Source organism: Promicromonospora sp. NPDC110617 (assembly GCF_055598465.1).
Map to the genome: position 1 here is coordinate 1 of NZ_JBVKBM010000003.1, position 17,470 is coordinate 17,470.

Annotated in this window: 15 protein-coding genes and 1 pseudogene; 10 read left to right on the forward strand and 6 right to left on the reverse strand. The window is 74.2% G+C overall.

Annotation, left to right across the window (positions count from 1 at the left end):
* The 4 genes and pseudogenes from ACZ7LE_RS17685 to ACZ7LE_RS17700 all read right to left on the reverse strand — a co-directional run.
* Positions 1-161, reverse strand: a pseudogene (locus ACZ7LE_RS17685) (ABC transporter ATP-binding protein); the annotation flags it as partial.
* A 117-nt stretch (positions 162-278) separates the two neighbouring features.
* Entirely contained in the window at positions 279-2,498 is a 2,220-nt protein-coding gene (locus ACZ7LE_RS17690; RefSeq protein WP_470404567.1) for an alpha-galactosidase, read from the reverse strand.
* Positions 2,495-4,537, reverse strand: a complete 2,043-nt coding sequence (locus tag ACZ7LE_RS17695; protein WP_470404568.1) for a beta-galactosidase — start codon at positions 4,535-4,537, stop codon at positions 2,495-2,497. Before ACZ7LE_RS17695 ends, ACZ7LE_RS17690 begins: the two co-directional genes overlap by 4 nt.
* Positions 4,538-4,659: 122 nt before the next feature.
* Positions 4,660-5,835: an ROK family protein gene (locus tag ACZ7LE_RS17700; protein WP_470404569.1), complete on the reverse strand. Its 1,176-nt coding sequence runs from the start codon at positions 5,833-5,835 to the stop codon at positions 4,660-4,662.
* 175 nt (positions 5,836-6,010) lie between these two features.
* Between ACZ7LE_RS17700 and ACZ7LE_RS17705 the strand changes: the two genes are divergently transcribed.
* The 3 genes from ACZ7LE_RS17705 to ACZ7LE_RS17715 are packed head-to-tail and all read left to right on the forward strand — an operon-like array spanning position 6,011 to position 9,145.
* Entirely contained in the window at positions 6,011-7,300 is a 1,290-nt protein-coding gene (locus tag ACZ7LE_RS17705; protein ID WP_470404570.1) for an ABC transporter substrate-binding protein, read from the forward strand.
* Positions 7,301-7,313: 13 nt separating this feature from the next.
* Entirely contained in the window at positions 7,314-8,240 is a 927-nt protein-coding gene (locus tag ACZ7LE_RS17710) for a carbohydrate ABC transporter permease (protein ID WP_470404571.1), read from the forward strand.
* Positions 8,237-9,145 carry a carbohydrate ABC transporter permease gene (locus ACZ7LE_RS17715; RefSeq protein ID WP_470404572.1) on the forward strand — a complete coding sequence of 303 codons (909 nt, stop codon included), beginning with the start codon at positions 8,237-8,239 and terminating at the stop codon, positions 9,143-9,145. Before ACZ7LE_RS17710 ends, ACZ7LE_RS17715 begins: the two co-directional genes overlap by 4 nt.
* A 43-nt stretch (positions 9,146-9,188) precedes the next feature.
* Here the strand turns inward: ACZ7LE_RS17715 and ACZ7LE_RS17720 are convergent, their stop codons facing one another.
* A complete protein-coding gene (locus ACZ7LE_RS17720; protein ID WP_470404573.1) occupies positions 9,189-9,395 on the reverse strand; it encodes an EF-hand domain-containing protein in 207 nt (68 codons plus the stop codon).
* A gap of 134 nt (positions 9,396-9,529) precedes the next feature.
* Between ACZ7LE_RS17720 and ACZ7LE_RS17725 the strand changes: the two genes are divergently transcribed.
* Positions 9,530-10,123, forward strand: a complete 594-nt coding sequence (locus ACZ7LE_RS17725; RefSeq protein WP_470404574.1) for a hypothetical protein — start codon at positions 9,530-9,532, stop codon at positions 10,121-10,123.
* 6 nt (positions 10,124-10,129) lie between these two features.
* Here the strand turns inward: ACZ7LE_RS17725 and ACZ7LE_RS17730 are convergent, their stop codons facing one another.
* Complete coding sequence (locus ACZ7LE_RS17730; protein ID WP_470404575.1) at positions 10,130-10,876, reverse strand: GntR family transcriptional regulator; 747 nt, start codon at positions 10,874-10,876, stop codon at positions 10,130-10,132.
* Positions 10,877-11,004: 128 nt separating this feature from the next.
* Here ACZ7LE_RS17730 and ACZ7LE_RS17735 point away from each other — a divergent pair, with 128 nt between their 5' ends.
* The 6 genes from ACZ7LE_RS17735 to ACZ7LE_RS17760 are packed head-to-tail and all read left to right on the forward strand — an operon-like array spanning position 11,005 to position 17,433.
* Positions 11,005-12,306, forward strand: coding sequence for an MFS transporter (locus tag ACZ7LE_RS17735; RefSeq protein WP_470404576.1), 1,302 nt, complete (start codon positions 11,005-11,007; stop codon positions 12,304-12,306).
* A gap of 3 nt (positions 12,307-12,309) precedes the next feature.
* On the forward strand, positions 12,310-13,305 hold the full coding sequence (locus tag ACZ7LE_RS17740; protein WP_470404577.1) for a phosphoglycerate dehydrogenase: 996 nt from the start codon (positions 12,310-12,312) through the stop codon (positions 13,303-13,305).
* A complete protein-coding gene (locus ACZ7LE_RS17745) occupies positions 13,302-14,381 on the forward strand; it encodes a tartrate dehydrogenase (protein ID WP_470404578.1) in 1,080 nt (359 codons plus the stop codon). The genes ACZ7LE_RS17740 and ACZ7LE_RS17745 overlap by 4 nt, the downstream gene beginning before the upstream one ends.
* Positions 14,382-14,395: 14 nt before the next feature.
* The gene (locus tag ACZ7LE_RS17750) at positions 14,396-15,775 is read left to right on the forward strand and encodes an acyclic terpene utilization AtuA family protein (RefSeq protein ID WP_470404579.1); all 1,380 of its coding nucleotides are present in this window, start codon (positions 14,396-14,398) and stop codon (positions 15,773-15,775) included.
* Positions 15,772-16,134, forward strand: coding sequence for a DUF4387 domain-containing protein (locus tag ACZ7LE_RS17755; RefSeq protein WP_470404580.1), 363 nt, complete (start codon positions 15,772-15,774; stop codon positions 16,132-16,134). The genes ACZ7LE_RS17750 and ACZ7LE_RS17755 overlap by 4 nt, the downstream gene beginning before the upstream one ends.
* Before the next feature lie 9 nt (positions 16,135-16,143).
* Positions 16,144-17,433, forward strand: coding sequence for an acyltransferase (locus tag ACZ7LE_RS17760; protein WP_470404581.1), 1,290 nt, complete (start codon positions 16,144-16,146; stop codon positions 17,431-17,433).
* The last annotated feature ends 37 nt before the right edge of the window (positions 17,434-17,470 follow it).

The following is a 17,470-nucleotide window of genomic DNA, read 5'->3' on the forward strand; positions in this document are numbered from 1 at the left end:
GAACCCGAGGGGCCCATGATCGCGGTGAACCGGCCCTGCTCGAAGTCCACGTCCACGCCGTCCAGAGCGCGCACGACCGCCTCACCCTTGCCGTAGGTCTTCGTCAGGGAACGGGCGCGCACTGCGGGTGACGACCCGGGCGCGTACACGGTGGTGTCCATGGGAAGGACGCTACGGAGCGGAGGCACCGGAGCGCGTCCGGCCCCGGGCTGGTCTTGGTCGGCCCCCGGGTCATACCCAGGTCGTACGACCCACCCTGACCAGCCCGGAGGCGGGCGTCAGTCCACGGCGTCGAGCTCGATCACGATGCCGTGCGCGGGGTGCAGCAGCGGGAGCCGCAGCCCGACCGCGCCGAGCGCCGCGCCGGGCACCACCGCGGGGTCGTCCGGGGAGTCCGCCGCCGCGAACAACGGCGGTGCGTTGCGGTGCGGTTCGCCGGCCAGCGGCAGCGACACCCGGTACCGGCGCGCCGGGTCCAGCCCGGGTACGCGCTGCAGCGCGGGCAGCGCCCGGTCGCCGGTCACCGACCGCACCACGCGCACCACCGCCCGGCTCCGGTCGGGCGCGACGACGACGGTCGCACTCGTCCCCGCGTCGCCCGTCGGCGGGTGGTGCACGTCGCCGGTGTGCAGCAGGGGCCGCAGCCGCCGGTACGCGGCGATGCCGTCGCGCAGCCGCTCCAGCTCGTCCGGCGTGCCCGCCGTCAGGTCCCACTCGATGCCGAAGTGCCCGGTCAGCGCCACGGCGATCCGCAGGTCGAGCCCGGTGGCGCGCCGCGTGGTGTGGGCCACGGGCGGGCCCACGTGCGTGCCCACGAGCTCCGGGGGCAGCAGCAGCTCCGTCCAGCGCTGGATGGCGAGCCGCTCGACCGGGTCGTTCGTGTCGGAGGCCCACACCCGGTCGGTGTGCTCCAGGACGCCGAGGTCCACGCGGGCCCCGCCCGAGGCGCACGCCTCGATCTCCAGGCCCGGGTGCCGCGCCCGGAGCGCCGCCAGCAGCCGGTAGACCGCCTCCGTGTGCCGGTGCACGTTGGCGCGGCCGGCGGTCACGGCCTCGATGAGGTCGCGGTTCTGGTCCCACTTGACGTAGTCGAGCCGGTACTCGGCCACGAGCGCCGAGACCGCCTCCAGCAGGTGGTCGAACACGTCGGCCCGCGACACGTCGAGCACGAACTGGTTGCGCCAGGGCCGCACCTCGTTCTCGATCGGCTGCAGCAGCCAGTCGGGGTGCTCGCGGGCGAGCTCCGAGTCGAGGCTGACCATCTCGGGCTCGAGCCACAGCCCGAACTCCATGCCGTGGCCGCGCACGACGTCGACCAGCGGGTGCAGCCCGTCCGGCCACGGCTCGGGGTCCACGCGCCAGTCGCCCAGCCCGGCCGAGTCGTCGCGGCGGCCGAGGAACCAGCCGTCGTCGAGCACGAACCGCTCCACGCCGACATCGGCGGCGAGGCGGGCGAGCCGCTGGAGCTTGCCGAGGTCGTGGTCGAAGTAGACGGCCTCCCAGGTGTTCAGCGTCACCGGGCGGGGACGGCGTGGGTGCCCCGCCCGGCCGCGCACGAACCGGTGGAAGCGCCGCCCGACGCCGTCGAGACCCTCGTCGCTCCACACGAACAGCGCGGCCGGGGTACGGAACGAGGCGCCGGGCTCGACCGCGATCTCGCCCGGCCGCAGCAGCGGCCCGGCGCCGAGCAGCGTGCGGCTCTCGGGCAGCGCGTCGACCCGGTGCACCGCGTCGCCGCTCCACGCGAGGTGCACGGCCCACACCTCGCCCCGGACGTCGTCGAACCCGGCGGTCCCGAGCGCGAGCACCAACGGGGAGTCGTGCCCGGTGCGGCCGCGGCGTGACTCGCGCGCCTGGCTGCCCTGCGTGAGCGGACGGCGCTGCGGGGTGCGCTCGCGCGTCCAGCGCCCCGAGAAGTCCAGCACCTCCGCGGCGACGTCGCCGACCGGCATCGTCGCCTCCAGGAGCGCGAGGTCGACCGGCTCGGCGCCGGTGTTGTGCAGCTCGTGCTCGACCCGGAGCACCCCCGACGGATCGAGGGCGAGGCCGACGACGACACGCAGCCCCGTGGCCTCGGCGACCACGCGCAGGTGCCGTTCGTCGCCGTCGGCCGCCGCGCGCCGCCAGCGCGGCAGCAGCGCCCGGCGTCCCACGTGGCCGGCGAGGCCCGGGCGGCCCTCCCAACCGTCGTGCTCGCCGGGGAGCACGGTGAGCGGCCACGGCGCGTCGAGCGCGCTCGGAGACGCCGGGCGCGCCACGGACCGCAGCAGCCGCCGCGCGTCGTCCGCGTCGAGCGGGCCGATGTCCCGGCCCCAGTGCACCACCTCAGGCAGCCCGTCCTGCGGCAGGGCGACGACGACGCCGACGCCCGCGGCCCGCAGCACGTGCACGGACGGACCGGACCCGGTGCCGGGCTCCGGGCCGGTCAGCCCGGCGCCGGCCGGGCCGGTCACCTCGGTCGCCTCCCCGGTCGCCTCCTCGGCCGCGTCGAGCGTCACTCGGCGGCGCTCTCGCGCAGCACGACCACGCGGCCGGCGGGCACGAGCGCCGCGCCGTCGAACGTCGCGTCGTCCAGGAGCGAGCGGCCGGACACGGCCACGGTCTCGTCGACGCCGGAGTGGTTGATCAGGAACAGGACGTCGCCGTCCGGCGTCCGCCGGCGCACCGCCTCGATCCCCGTGCTCGCCTCGACCGCGCGGGGCAGGGCGAGCTCGTCGATGAGCCGGTCGGCGATCCGCGTGGCCGAGTCGAGCGGGAGCTGCGCGGAGACGTACCAGGCGGCGCCGTCGCCGACGGCGTTGCGGGTCACGGCCGCCCGGCCGGCGGAGTCGCCGTCGGTGTAGGTCACGACCGCCTCGGCGCCGCGCAGGTTGGTGTCCTCGCTCCAGTCGGTGACCTCGCCGCCGTCGGACAGACGCACCGTCTCGTCGGCCTGCAGCGGGCGGAACTCCTCGGTCGTGACGCCGAGCAGGTCGCGGAACGCGCCGGGGTAGCCGCCGCCGCGCACCCGGCTGGTCTCGTCGACGACGCCGGAGAGGTACGTGACGAGCACCGTGCCGCCGCCGCGCACGAACGCGTCGACCCGCGCCGCCTGCGCGTCGGAGACCACGTACAGCGTGGGCAGCACCACCAGGTCGTAGCCGTCGAGGTCGGCGGCCACGGGGAGCACGTCGACGAGCACCTGCCGCTGCCAGAAGACCCGGTGCCAGAGCCGGGTCTCGCGGGCGTACCGCAGGGAGTTGTGCGGCTTGAGCCCCTGCTGCAGGGCCCAGGCGGACTCCTCGTCGACCAGGAGCGCCACCTTCGCGGGCTCCACCGGCGCGCCGGCGATGCCACGCAGCTGCCGCAGCGCCGCGCCGAGCCGCACGACCTCGCGCCACACGCGGCTGTCGGTACCGGCGTGGGGCAGCATCGCGGAGTGGAACTGCTCGGTCCCCGCGGTCGAGGCCCGCCACTGGAAGAACATCGCGCCGTCCGACCCGCGCGCCACGTGGGCGAGCGCGTTGCGGAGGATCTCGCCGGGGGTCTTGGCGCGGTTGCGCTCCTGCCAGCTCGGCGCCCCGGTGGAGTGCTCCATGAGCAGCCACGGTTCCCGGGCGCGCGTCAGCCCGCGCATCCGGTCGGCCGCGAACGCGAGGTCCTGCTCGCGCACCGGGTCGGCCCCGATCGTGTAGTGGTCGTTCGCCACGACGTCGACGTGCCCGGCCCAGTCGGAGTAGTCGACCACGTGCCCGCCGGAGCCCACCATGAAGTTGGTGGTGACGGGCGCCGTGCTGTGTGCGCGCAGCACCTCGGCCTCGGCGAGGTAGTGCTCCAGCAGCTCGTCGGAGGAGAAGCGCTCGAAGGCGAGGAACAGGCCCGGGGTCGCCTTGTCCCGGTCGCCGCGGGGCGGCTCGATGTGCTCGATGTCGGCGAAGGTGTGCCCCCAGAACGCGGTGCCCCAGGCGGCGTTGATCGCCTCGACCGTGCCGTACTGCGCGCGCAGCCACTCCCGGAACCGGGCCGCGGACACGTCGCACCAGCACCGCCCGTTGCCGCCGCCGAGCTCGTTGCTCACGTGCCACAGGCGCACCGCGGGGTGGTCGCCGTAGCGCTCGGCGAGGGCGGTGGTGATCCGCAGGGCGTGCTCCCGGAACACCGGTGAGCTGGCGCACCAGCCGAGCCGCCCGCCGGGCTGCTCGCGCACGCCGTGGGCGTCGACGGGCAGCACCTCGGGGTGCTCGTGCAGCAGCCAGCTCGGCGGCGCGGCCGTCGGGGTGGCGAGGTCGACGGCGATGCCCGCATCGTGCAGCAGGCCGATGATCTCGTCGAACCAGCCCCAGTCGTACTCGCCCTCGCGCGGTTCGAGCAGGCCCCAGGAGAACACACCCAGGGTGACGATGTTGACGCCCGCCTCGCGCATGAGCCGCACGTCCTCGCGCCACACCTCGGGCGCCCACTGCTCGGGGTTGTAGTCGCCGCCGTAGCCCAGGCCGTCGGTCGGCCAGGCGGGCAGGGCGCGGCGGGTGGGGGGTCGTCCGGTCGCACGACGGGCCACGGGGCATCTCCTTCGATGTCGGTGCGGGGACGGGCGCCCCCGGCGTCAGACTTGTCGAGCCGATGGTTGTTTGTCAATCTGCGGAACAAACGGGCGCTGCGGACCAGGCGTCGGGCCGGGCCTCAGAACCGGAGCATCGTCCGCAGGCCCACCACGGCCCCGCCGCGGGCCCACTCGTCGAACTCGAACGGCTGGACGTCCAGCGCGAGCGGCGGGATGCCGGGCGAGCGCACCTCCTCGATCGTGGCCCGCACCTGGTCGCCCGCGAGCTCCATGACCACGAGGCCGTCCCCGGCGAGCACGATCTTCTGCGGGTCCAGCGCGTTGGCCACCGTGCCGATCAGCACCCCGAGCGCCTGCCCGGCGTCTGCGAAGGCCCGCCGGGCGACGGCGTCGCCGCCGCGCGCCAGCGCGACCGCGCCGTCGAAGTCGAGCCCGGGGATGCGCAGCGCGTCGACGATCGCCTGGTTGGGCAGCAGCGCGCTGACGCAGCCGCGGTGGCCCTGGCCGCAGATGGGACCCGCCGAGTCGACCCGGAGGTGGTCGAGCCGGCCCGCGCGCCCGTGGTGCCCGGTGACCACCCGGTCGTCGACGACGAACCCGAAGCCCACGCCGGTGCCCACGGTGATCAGGGCGAGCGAGGAGCAGCCCACGCCCGCGCCGAACCAGTGCTCGGTGGCGGTGAGCGCCCGCACGTCGTTCTCCGCGCCCACCGGGATGCCGAGCCGTGCGGTGAGCAGCTCCGCGAGGTACACGTCCCGCCAGCCCAGGAACGGGGAGTCCTTGACCACCTGGCGCCCGTCCACCACGGTGAGGTCGCCCGCCAGCGCGATCCCGCCGGCCACGATCGAGCCGAACCGCCCGGCGAACCGGGCGTGAGCGGCGGCGACCTGGTCGACCACCGCGGCGGGCTCCCGGTCGGCGAGGGGCTCCTCGTGGCTGGCCACGATGCGCGCCCCCAGGTCGGTGACGACGGCGAACAGCGTGTCGCCGGTGAGCTTGACCCCGAGGAGGTGGTGGGCGGCGTGCCGCACCACGAGCAGCTCGCTCGGCCGCCCGGTCGCGCCGCGCAGCTCGACCTGGCCCTCCGTGACCAGGCCGTGGTCCATGAGCGCGCGGGTGACGCGGGTCAGGCTCGCGCGGGACACGCCGAGCCGGCGCGCGATCTCGGCGCGGGGGAGCGGGCCGTGGATCAGCAGCTCGCGCAGCACGCTGCGCTCGGCGTCGGCGAGCGCCGGCCACACCGCCGCGCCGTCCGGTGGTGCGCCGTCCGACACCGCCGACTGACCTCGTGACATCACTACCTCGTCTCTGGGGCTCGGATCCTATCCGCCGCCAGGGGGCGGACAGGCGTGCCGCGCCGCCTGCCGGCCCAGCCCTTTGTTTCGATAATTGACAAAGGGTAGGCGCGCCGTCAGACTCTGGTCCAGTTGGCGCCCGGTCGCCGACGAGTACCGATCAAAGGAGATCCCGATGCGCATCCGACCCCTCGTGGCCTGTGCGGCCACGGTCGCCGCCGTCACCGTCCTGAGCGGCTGTGGCGCCGCGAGCGCCGAGTCCGAGGGTCCCGTCACCCTCGAGTACTGGGCGTGGCCGGCCGGCAGCAAGACCGTCGTCGACACGTGGAACGCGACCAACCCGGACATCCAGGTGAAGCTCTCGGACGCCGGCGGCGGGGACGAGTCGTCCCAGAAGCTGCTCACGGCGTCGCGTGCGGGGAACGCGCCCGACCTGGCCCTCGTCGAGTACACGACGCTGCCGTCGCTGATCGTCGCGGACGTGCCGCTGGAGATCACGGACTACGTGGGCGACGTTCAGGACGCCTTCACCGAGGGCACCTGGGCGCAGACGACGTTCGACGGCGCGGTCTTCGGCGTGCCGCAGGACGTCGGCCCGATGGCGCTGGTCTACCGCGAGGACCGCTTCGAGGAGCTCGGCGTGCCGGTGCCCACCACGTGGGAGGAGTTCCGCGACGCGGCGGCCGCCGTGCAGGAGGCCGACCCGGACGCCGTCATCGCCAGCCTGCCGCCCACCGAGTTCGGCTTCTTCGCCGGCGTGGCCACGCAGGCGGGCGGGCAGTGGTGGGGGGTGGACGGCGAGGAGTGGACCGTCGGGATCGCCGACGAGGCGTCCCTGGAGGTGGCCGACTACTTCGAGGCGCTGGCCGCCGACGGCCTGATCCAGACCGAGCCGCTGCTGACCCCCGAGTACAACGCCATGATCAACGAGGGCACCATGCTCTCGTGGCCGTCGGCCGTGTGGGCGCCGGGCGTCATCGAGTCCGTCGCGCCCGACACCGCGGGGAGCTGGGCGATGGCGCCGCTGCCGCAGTGGACCCCGGGTGACGCGGCCGTCGCCTACCAGGGCGGCTCCGCCCTGGTGGTGACCAAGGACAGCGAGCACCCGGAGGAGGCGGCCAAGTTCGCCACCTGGCTCAACTCCACCGAGGAGGGCAACACCCTGCTCCTGGACGAGCAGAGCCTGTACCCGGCGTCCAGCCTGGGGCAGGAGATGGCCGAGAGCAACGACCCGCCGACCCTCATGCCGCAGCAGAAGGACTTCTACTCCGTCTCCGCCGACATCTCCGCGCAGACCGTCCCGGTGACGTGGGGGCCGAACGTCAACCTCGCCAAGTCGGTCTTCGAGGACGAGCTGGGCAAGGCCATCCGCAACGGCACCCCCTGGCGGGACGCGTTCGTCGCCACCCAGGAGGCCGTGGTCGCCGACATGACGGAGACCGGGTTCGCCGTGAGCAACGGCTGACCCGGAGCCCGCGATGTCGACCACCCTGCCACCGGCCCGCCGCCGTCCCCGACGGCGGCAGGTCGCGCCCTACCTGTTCACCGCCCCGGCGGTCATCCTGTACGTCACGTTCATGCTCGTCCCGGTGGGCTACGCCGTCTGGCTGAGCCTGCGCGCCTACCGCATCGAGGGCGCGCTGCTGGGGCGCAAGACGGAGGTGTTCGTCGGCCTCGACAACTACGTCGCGGTGCTGACCGACCCGGAGTTCGCGGCCGGCTTCGGCCGGCTCGCGATCTACGGCATCATCGCCGTGCCGCTCACGCTCGGCCTCGCGCTCCTGTTCGCGCTCGTGCTGGACACGCCCGCCGCGCGGCTCAAGCGGTTCGGCCGGACGGCGATCTTCATCCCCTACGCGGTGCCCGGCGTCGTCGCGGCCCTCCTGTGGGGCTTCATGTACCTGCCGAGCACCAGCCCGTTCTCGTACGTCACCCGCGCGCTCGGGCTGGGGACCATCCCGTTCCTCGACGGCCCGGGGCTGTTCGGCTCGCTCGCGAACATCGCCATCTGGGGCGGCGTCGGGTTCAACATGATCATCATCTACACCTCGCTGCGGTCCATCCCGGGCGAGATCTACGAGTCCGCCCGGCTCGACGGCGCCGGGGAGGTGCAGATCGCGCTGCGGATCAAGGTGCCGCTGGTGGTGCCGGCGCTCGTGCTCACCGGGGTGTTCTCGCTGATCGGCACGCTCCAGCTCTACAGCGAGCCCGCGACGCTGCAGCCCATGACGAGCGCCATCTCGAACACGTGGGTGCCGCTGATGACCATCTACCGCGACGCGTTCGGGACCGACGACCTGCCCCAGGCGGCCGCGGCGTCGACCGTGCTCGCGGTCGGCACCGTGCTCGTCTCGGTGGTCATCCTGCGGATCGTCAACCGCCGGCGGATGGGGGTGCAGCGATGAGCGTGCTCACTGCCCGCCCGGAGCCGGCGCCGACCCGGCGCGACCCGTCCGACCGGGCGCGCTCGCGGGCGCGGCAGGGCGGCTGGGGCGTGCTGCCGACGATCGTGCTGCTCGTGGGCGCCTTCTACTGCCTGATCCCGGTGGCCTGGGTCTACGTCGCGGCGACCAAGACGCGCGGCGAGCTGTTCACCACGTTCACCTTCGCGCCGGGCACCGGCCTGGGGGAGAACCTGACGGCGCTGTTCGCCTACGAGGGCGGGCAGTACCTGATGTGGTGCCTCAACTCGCTGATCTACTCGGGCGTCGGGTCGCTCCTGTCGGTGCTCGTCTCGACGATGGCCGGGTACGGCCTCGCCAAGTACGAGTTCCGCGGCCGCTCGTTCCTGTTCCTGTCGATCCTCGCGGGCGTGCTCATCCCGGGCATCGTCCTGGCCGTGCCGCAGTACCTGCTGCTGTCCCAGCTCGGGCTGGTCGGCACGCACTGGTCGGTGCTGCTGCCGAGCATCGTCAGCCCCTTCGGCATCTACCTGTCGCGGGTGTACGCGATGTCCGCGGTGCCGCAGGAGACGCTGGAGGCCGCGCGCATCGACGGCGCGGGGGAGTGGCGCATCTTCCAGCGGATCGTGCTGCCGCTCATGGTGCCGGGCATGGTCACGGTGTTCCTGCTGCAGTTCATCGGCACCTGGAACAACTTCCTGCTGCCGTACATCATGCTGTCGGACCAGAGCCGGTACCCGCTCACCGTGGGGCTGTTCACCCTGCTGGCCAAGGGGTCGAGCTCCCCGGCGCTGTACTCGGTGGCGATCACGGGGGCCGCGGTCTCCATCGTCCCGCTGCTCGCTCTCGTGCTGTTCCTGCAGCGCTACTGGCGCCTCGACCTCGTCTCGGGCGGGCTCAAGGGGTAGCCGGCCGGACGTCGGGCGCCCGGGACCCGGGCGCCCGACGGCCTCAGGCGTCCCAGGCGATCGTGAACTCGGCCAGGTCGATCTTGCCGTCCCGGTCGTGGTCGGCCTTGCCGAAGATCTGGTCGAGGTCCTTGTCCGTGGTCTCCTCGCCGCGCGTGGCCATGGCCTGGCGGAACTCGTCCGCGGTGATGCGGCCGTCGCCGTCGGAGTCGAACTCGACGAAGGTCCGGGTGAGCTCGTCGGCAGCCATGCTGATACCTCGCAGAGTCGGAAACGATTCGGGGAGTATGCAATCACATGTCGGTCTGATCGGTGGTGGAATTGCTGACCGGTAAGTCCGATACGGTGCGGCGTGCCGAATGTCGACACCCGGAGGTCCGCACCATGAGGTTGTACGCCGCCGCGCCGGCCAGGGGCGCCCGCCAGGTGCTCGGCGACCTGCTCCTGCTCGCCTGGGTCGCGGGGTGGGCGTGGGCCGGCCGCGAGGTCTGGGCGGCGACCCTGGAGCTCGGCCGCCCCGGCCGCGCGACGGCCACCGCGGCCGACGACATGGCCGCCCGGTTCCACGACGTCGAGGGTCGCATCGACGGCGTCCCCGGGGTGGGCGACGACCTGGCCGCGCCGTTCAGCGGGGCCGCGGACGCCGCGGAGAGCCTGGCCGCGGCGGGCCGTTCCCAGGCCGAGACGGTGGCCGACGTGGCACTGCTCGTCGGGCTCGCCGTCTTCCTCGTCCCGGTGCTGCTGGTGGCCGTGCTCTACGTGCCGCTGCGGGTGCGGTTCGTGCGGCGGGCGAGCGCCGGCCGTCGGCTGGTCGCGGCCGACCCGGCGCTGCTGGCGCTGCGCGCGCTGACGAACCGGCCGCTGCGCGCCCTGACCAGGATCTCCGACGACCCGGTGCGCGCGTGGCGGGACGGCGACCCCGACGTGGTGCGGCGGCTGGCCGACCTGGAGCTGCGGGCGCTCGGCCTGAAGCGGTAGCCGGGCTCAGGAGGCGGGCGCGGTCCGCGCGGCGCGCAGCCGGTCCGTCCCGGCGAGCAGGTCGCTGAGCCCGCCGCGGGCGTCCTCGATCACCAGCGCCTCGGCGGCCGCGGCGTCGCCCGCGCGCAGCGCGCTGACCAGCGCCCGGTGGGTGGCGTAGCGCTCCATGCCGAACTCGTCGTCGTGCGCGACGCGCTCGAGCCGCCGTGCGCGCTGCTCGGGCCGGGAGAAGACGCGGGTCTGGTCGAGCAGCCGCACCAGCACGGGGTTGTCCGCGCAGGCGTCGACGGTGTCGTTGAACTGCTGCATGACGTCCAGGAGCTGGTGGAGCTGCCGGGTGACGTCCTCGCCGGACCCGTGCCGCTGCCGGGCGACGATCAGCAGGTCGTCGGCCTCGTCCAGGAGGGCGTCGAGCCGGTCGAGCCGGCCGGGCGTCGCATGCCGCGCAGCGAACCGCGCCACCATGCCGCGCAGCGCCACCTCGACCTCGGCCAGGTCCTGGACGGCGGTGTCCCCGATGGGCGAGACCTTGACCGTGCGGGGCCCGGTCCGCTCCAGCAGGCCGTCCTGCTCGAGCCGCCGGATCGCCTCGCGCACCGGCGTGGGGCTCACCGAGAGCCGTTCGGCCAGCCCGCGCTCGGTCACCTTCTGACCCGGGCGGAGCTCCCCGGTCGTGATCGCGTCGCGGATGGCGCGGTAGGACCGGTCGGCGAGCGTGTCGCCGGCCAGGGCTGCCAGGGCTTCGGAGGTCACCGGCCCATCGTAGGGCCCGTGCTATCGCAGAGCACTTTTGCAACTGTTGACAGTTTTGCTATAGCAAAAGTACGGTGAGCGCCACACGCCGACGTGGCCACGACGAGGTGGCAGAGGGAGAAGGTTCCATGTCCACCACCGCGCCGCCGGTACGGCACGCGCAGACCAGGATCACGTTGCTGGTGGCGCTCGCCGTCTTCGCCCAGGAGTCGACCTGGAACTTCTACGACGCCCAGGTGCCGCCGCTGCTGCGGGAGCACCTCACCAGCGCGGCGCTGGTCGGCTTCCTGATGGGCATGGACAACCTGCTCGGCGTCTTCGTCCAGCCGTGGCTCGGCAACCGCTCCGACGGCACGCGCACGTCGTGGGGCCGCCGCATGCCGTACCTCGTGGTCGGCATGCCGGTCGCCGCCCTGCTCTTCCTGGTCCTCCCGCACGTCGCCGCGTCGCTGCCGCTGCTGGTGGCGGTCATGTTCTGCTACGCGCTGGTCGCCAACGCGTTCAAGCCGATCGCCGAGTCGCTGGTGCCCGACTTCGTGGCCCCCGAGAAGCGCAGCCGGGCCAACGCTGCGGTCAAGATCGCCTCCAGCCTGACCGTGATCGTCGCCGCGCTGATCAGCCTGCTGGTCGTCGACGAGCACCCCGGGATCGCGTTCGCCATCCCGTCGGCGCTCATGCTGGTCTCGATCGTGGTGCTCGGGCTCACGGTGCGCGACAGCCGCTCGCCCGGCTACCAGGCGGCCCTGGCCGAGGACGCCGCGGACGCCGAGGATTCGGACGCCGAGGATGCGGACGCCGCCGCACCCGCGCGGCCGGGCGTGCGCCGCGTCGTGCTCGACATCGTCCGCGACCCCGACCGCAGCCGGCTGCTCATGATGGTCGCGATCCTGCTCTTCGGCAGCGCCTGGTCGGCGTCCCGCGCCCTGGCCACGCCGTACGGCATGGAGGCGCTCGGCCTCTCCCGCGGCGACGCCGGCGGGCTGCTGCTGCCGAGCGGCGTCGCGTTCCTGCTGGCCGCCTACCCGACGGCTCTGCTCGCCGAACGCATCGGCCGGCTGCGGACCATGATGATCGGGATGTCGCTCTTCGCGGCGGCGATGGTGCTCGGCACCGTGGCGCAGACTCCCGCGGGCACCGTCGTCGCCTTCTGCGTCGGCGCGGCGGGCGCCGCCGCCTTCCTGGTCAACGCCGTCGTGGTGCTCTGGAACCTGGCCCCCTCGGCCCGCGTCATGGGCACCTACGCGGGCCTCTACGCCGTGGGCTGGGCCGGCGGCGGGTTCGTGGGCCCGGCGCTCGTGGGCGGCATGGTCGACCTGACGGGCTGGACGCTGATGCTCGTGGACGTCGCCGTCGTCGCGGTGCTCGGCGTGCTCGCCGTCGCCCGGGTCGAGGCCCTGCAGCGGCGCACCGACACCGTGAAGGCGGTGTGAGCGATGACCCGCGTGCTGATCACCACCGACTACCTGCGCCCCGGTGACGACGTCGACCGCTACCTGCGGGCCGCCGGGCTGGAGACGGCGCACCTGCCGCTCGTCGGCCGCCGCGACCCGGCGGAGCTGGTCGCCGCGCTCGACGGCGTGGCGGCGGCGCTCGTCGCCAACGAGCCGATGACGGCCGACGTCCTGGCCCGGGCCCCGCGCCTGCGCGTCGTGGTGCGCACCGGCGTGGGCCACGACTCGATCGACGTGGCCGCCGCCGCGCGGCACGGCATCACGGTCAGCAACCTGCCCGGGATCAACGCCAACGCCGTCGCCGAGTACACGCTCGGCCTGCTCCTGGCCGCGGCCCGCGGCCTGGTCCGCAGCGCCCGGGGCGTGGCGGACGGCGGCTGGCCGCGCGCCGACGGGCACGAGCTGCGCGGCGCCACCCTGGGGCTGATCGGCTACGGTGCGGCCGCCCGCGCCGTCGTGCCGCTGGCCCGGGCGTTCGGCCTGACGGTGCTCTGCACCACCCGGGTGCCCGAGCCGGAGCGCACCGCAGGGCGAGAGGCCGTCGAGTTCGTCGACCTGCCCGAGCTGCTGGCCCGGTCCGACTACGTCTCCGTCCACACCGCGCTGACCGACCGGACCCGCGGCCTCATCGGCCCCGCCGAGCTGCGCCTGATGAAACCCACCGCGGTGCTCGTGAACACCGCCCGCGGCGCCGTCGTCCAGGAGCAGGCCCTCGCGGACGCCGTCCGCGCCGGGGAGATCGCCGGCGCCGCCCTCGACGTCGTCACCGAGGAGCCGCTCCCCGCCCACAGCCCGCTGCGCGGCGTGGACGGCATCGTCGTCTACTCCCACCTCGCCGGGCAGACCACGCAGGCGCGCGCCGCCGCGGGCCTGGAGGGCGCGGCCGAGCTCGTCGCGGCGCTCGCGGGCCGCCCCCGGCACGCCGTGAACGCCCACCTGCTCGCCGTCCCGGCGACACGATCCGAGGAGCCCTCATGACCATCCCGGCCGAGTACCGCATCGCCGTCATCCCCGGCGACGGGATCGGCACCGAGGTGATCCCGCCCGCGCTCCAGGCCCTCGACCTGCTCGCCGCCCGGCACGGGTTCGCGCTGCGCTACGACCACCTCGACTGGTCCTGCACCCGCTACCTGGTCACCGGCGCTATGATGCCCGACGGCGGGCTCGACCGGATCGCCGGGCACGACGCCGTGCTGCTCGGCGCCGTGGGGTGGCCCGGCGTGCCCGACCACGTCTCGCTGTGGGGGCTGCTCATCCCGATCCGGCGGCGGTTCCGCCAGTACGTCAACCTGCGGCCCATCCGGGTGCTGCCCGGGCTGCCGGGCCCGCTGCGCGACGCGGGCGCCGTCGACCTCGTCGTGGTGCGGGAGAACGTCGAGGGGGAGTACAGCGAGATCGGCGGGCGCCTGAACCGGGGCCTGCCGGACGAGCTGGCGGTCCAGGAGGCGGTCTTCACACGCCCGGGGGTCACGCGGATCGTGGACCACGCCTTCGAGCTCGCGGCGACCCGGCGCGGCGACGTCACCTCGGCGACGAAGTCGAACGGCATCGTGCACACGATGCCGTTCTGGGACGAGATCGTCCGCGAGCGCGCCGCCCGGCACCCCAGCGTCACCTGGCGGCAGGAGCACATCGACGCCCTGGCCGCCAAGCTCGTGCTGCGCCCGTCTGCGTACGACGTGATCGTGGCCTCGAACCTGTTCGGCGACATCCTCAGCGACCTCGCCGCCGCCGTCGCGGGCAGCATCGGCATCGCCCCCGCCGGCAACATCGACCCCACCCGGGAGCACCCCTCGATGTTCGAGCCCGTGCACGGCTCGGCGCCCGACATCGCGGGCCGAGGCATCGCCAACCCGGTGGGCGCCCTGTGGTCCGCGTCGATGATGCTCGACCACCTGGGGCAGCCCGGCGCCGCCCGGGACCTCATGACGGGGATCGAGACGGTGCTGGCCGACGGCGCCGTGCGCACCCCTGACCTCGGCGGCACGGCCACCACCCGGGAGATGACCGACGCCGTCCTGGCCGCGATCCCCGCAGCGCCCACCGGCGCGTGACAGAGACGAGAACCATGGACACCAACACATCTACCGGCTCCGTCCGGATCCTCACGCCGAGCGGCATGCTCGGCGCGGGCTGGGACGAGTCGACGATAGAGCGCGGCCTGGCGCTCGGCGTCGACGTGATCACCCTGGACGGCGGCTCCACCGACTCCGGCCCCTACTACCTCGGGTCGTCGACCCCCAAGACCGCCGCGCAGGCGGTGACCCGTGACCTGCGCAGCCTGCTCAAGGCGGCGGCCCGCGCCGACGTGCCGCTGATCATCGGCTCGTGCGGCACCAGCGGCACCGACTCCGGCGTCGACTGGGTGGCCGGGCTCGCGGCGAAGGTGATGGCCGAGGAGGGGCTGGACCTCAGGGTCGCGCGCATCTACAGCGAGCAGGACGCCACGGACCTCAAGGAGCACCTCGACGCCGGGCGGATCCACGCCCTGCCGCCCCTGGGCGAGCTGAGCGCGGAGACCCTGGAGAGCTGCACCCACATCGTGGGCATGATGGGGCACGAGCCGATCGTCGAGGCGCTCCAGGCGGGGGCGCAGGTGATCCTCGCGGGCCGGGCCACGGACACGGCGCTCGCCGCGGCGTACCCGCTGCTCCAGGGGATGCCGGCCGGCCCCACCTGGCACGCCGCGAAGATCGTCGAGTGCGGCGGCCAGGCCACGACCGACCCGCGCACGGGCGGGGTGTACACGACGATCGACGCCACCGGGTTCACCATCGAGCCGCTGGACCCCGGGACCGCGTGCACGCCGCGGACGGTGGCGGCCCACATGCTCTACGAGACGGTCGACCCGTTCCAGATGCGCGAGCCCGACGGCACCCTCGACGTGCGCGACGCCGTCTACACGGCGCTCGACGAGCGGACCGTCCGGGTCGAGGGCTCGCGCTTCCACGTCGCCGACCAGCACACGGTCAAGCTGGAGGGCGCCCGGATCACGGGCTACCAGACCATGTCGTTCACGGCGGTCCGGGACCCGCTGATCCTGCGGGACATCGACGCCTGGGCCGACCTGATGCGCACCATGATCCGCCGGTGGGTGAGCGACACCCTGGGCCTCGCCGACGACGAGTACGCGTTCGACCTGCGCCTGTACGGCCACGACGCGGTGCTGGACGACCTGGAGCCCGAGAGCGGGCCGCCGCGCGAGGTGGGCGTGATGCTGCTGGTCGACGCGGCCGACCAGGCCACGGCGACGGCGGTCGCCAAGCTCGTCAACCCGCTGATGCTGCACCTGCCGACGCCCGCCATGGGCTACCTGCCGAGCCTGGCGTTCCCGACCTCGCCGGCGGAGGTCGAGCGCGGCGCCGCCTACGAGTTCGTGCTCAACCACGTGGTGGACAGCCCCACCCCGACCAGCCTGTTCCGCATCGAGTACGGAGTGCAGCGATGACCGAGCCCCTGACGACCGCCCCCGCCCCGCCGCGCACGATCGCCGACCTCGCCCACGAGGTCCGGTCCAAGAACGCCGGCCCGTTCTGGGTCACGATGGAGCTCTTCCTGCGCGACGCCGCCGGCTACCGCGTCGTCGCCGACGAGGGGTTCGTCAACGAGGACGTCGTCGCCGGCCTGTACGGGGTGGAGGCGAGCGCGGTGCGGATCTTCCGGATCCCGTCGCTCGACGTCGTCAAGATCTCGTTCCCCCGGCCGGTCTCGCAGGGCTCGCTGCGGGACCGGGACGTGCACGCCGGGCAGCACCACGTCCCGCTCGCGCTGCTGCGGCTCCCGGAGGGTGCGCCGGCACGTGGATAGGCTTGCGGCGTGGATCACTCAGCGGCCCAAGGTGTCCGACGTGTCGACTTTCTCCCCTGGGAGTACGACCCCGCCTCGGCGGAGGGCGCGGCGCAGGCCGTCCGGCAGCGCGAGCTGGTCGACGCCGGTGCGCAGCTCGGCACGGGCGTCTTCGTCGCCCCGAACGCCGCGGTCTACTGCGACCGGCTCGCCCTCGGCGACCGCACCTACGTCGCCGCGCTCGCCTACCTCTCCGGCGACCTGACGATCGGGGCGGACTGCTCGGTCAACCCGTTCGCCGTCGTCCGCGGGGAGATCCGGATGGGCGACGGCGTGCGGATCGGCGCGCACAGCTCGATCCTCGGGTTCAACCACCAGATGGCCAACGACCGGCCGGTCTTCCAGCAGGGCACCTGGAGCAAGGGCATCACCATCGGCGACGACGTCTGGATCGGCTCGAACGCCACGATCCTGGACGGCGTGACCGTGGGCGACCACGTCGTCGTCGCGGCCGGCGCCGTCGTCACCAAGAACGTGCCCGACTGGGCCGTCGTGGCCGGCAACCCCGCGCGTGTGCTGCGCGACCGGCGCACGGAGACGAAGGGCGCGACCGCCGGTGACCTCGCCGCCCGGCTCGCTGCCTTCGGCGACCGCGCCCGCGAGCAGGCCGGCGACGTGCTGGCCCGCTGCTTCGAGGACGGGCGGTTCGTGGACCGCCCGTCCGCCGCCGCGGGGCCGCTGCCGCCGGCGGTCCGACCGTGGGCGGACGCCGTCGAGATCGCCGACCTGCTGCTCGGCACCCCGCCGCCCGGGTTCGAGGCCGCCGACCTGGTCCGGCGGCTCACCGCCCGCCAGGACCCCGCGACCGGGCTGATCCCGGAGGGCGACCTCTCCGACGCGGGCCTGTCGGACGGCGGCCTGCCGGACGAGCCGCTCTCGCCCACGGACGGCGACGCCGCCTACCACGTGCTCAGTGTCGGCTACGCGGTGCGGCTGCTGGGCGCGCGCCTGCCGCACCCGGTCCGCGCGGTGCACGAGCTGACCGACCGCGACGTCGTCGCCGCCCTGGAGGCGCGGGACTGGGGCGCGCAGGCCTGGGGGAGCGGCGCCGCCGTCGACGCGCTGGCCACGGCCTGCGCCCTCAACGTCGCCGACTTCTCCGCCGAGCTGCCCGACGGCGGCGTCGGCCCGCTGTACGGCCTGCTCGGCTGGCTGACCGCGCGGGCGAACCCCGCCACGGGCCTGTGGGGCGGGCCGCAGCCCGCGCCGCGCTGGCTCCAGGCGGTCAACGGGTTCTACCGCCTGACCCGCGGCTCGTAAGCGCAGCTCGGGCTGCCGCTGCCCTACCCGGAGGCGG

Coding starts and splice junctions, on each gene's coding strand:
- ACZ7LE_RS17700 (WP_470404569.1), bottom strand. CDS start 5,835: ATGTCACGAGGTCAGTCGGCGGTGTCGGACGGCGCACCACCGGACGGC.
- ACZ7LE_RS17705 (WP_470404570.1), top strand. CDS start 6,011: ATGCGCATCCGACCCCTCGTGGCCTGTGCGGCCACGGTCGCCGCCGTC.
- ACZ7LE_RS17710 (WP_470404571.1), top strand. CDS start 7,314: ATGTCGACCACCCTGCCACCGGCCCGCCGCCGTCCCCGACGGCGGCAG.
- ACZ7LE_RS17715 (WP_470404572.1), top strand. CDS start 8,237: ATGAGCGTGCTCACTGCCCGCCCGGAGCCGGCGCCGACCCGGCGCGAC.
- ACZ7LE_RS17720 (WP_470404573.1), bottom strand. CDS start 9,395: ATGGCTGCCGACGAGCTCACCCGGACCTTCGTCGAGTTCGACTCCGAC.
- ACZ7LE_RS17725 (WP_470404574.1), top strand. CDS start 9,530: ATGAGGTTGTACGCCGCCGCGCCGGCCAGGGGCGCCCGCCAGGTGCTC.
- ACZ7LE_RS17735 (WP_470404576.1), top strand. CDS start 11,005: ATGTCCACCACCGCGCCGCCGGTACGGCACGCGCAGACCAGGATCACG.
- ACZ7LE_RS17740 (WP_470404577.1), top strand. CDS start 12,310: ATGACCCGCGTGCTGATCACCACCGACTACCTGCGCCCCGGTGACGAC.
- ACZ7LE_RS17745 (WP_470404578.1), top strand. CDS start 13,302: ATGACCATCCCGGCCGAGTACCGCATCGCCGTCATCCCCGGCGACGGG.
- ACZ7LE_RS17750 (WP_470404579.1), top strand. CDS start 14,396: ATGGACACCAACACATCTACCGGCTCCGTCCGGATCCTCACGCCGAGC.
- ACZ7LE_RS17755 (WP_470404580.1), top strand. CDS start 15,772: ATGACCGAGCCCCTGACGACCGCCCCCGCCCCGCCGCGCACGATCGCC.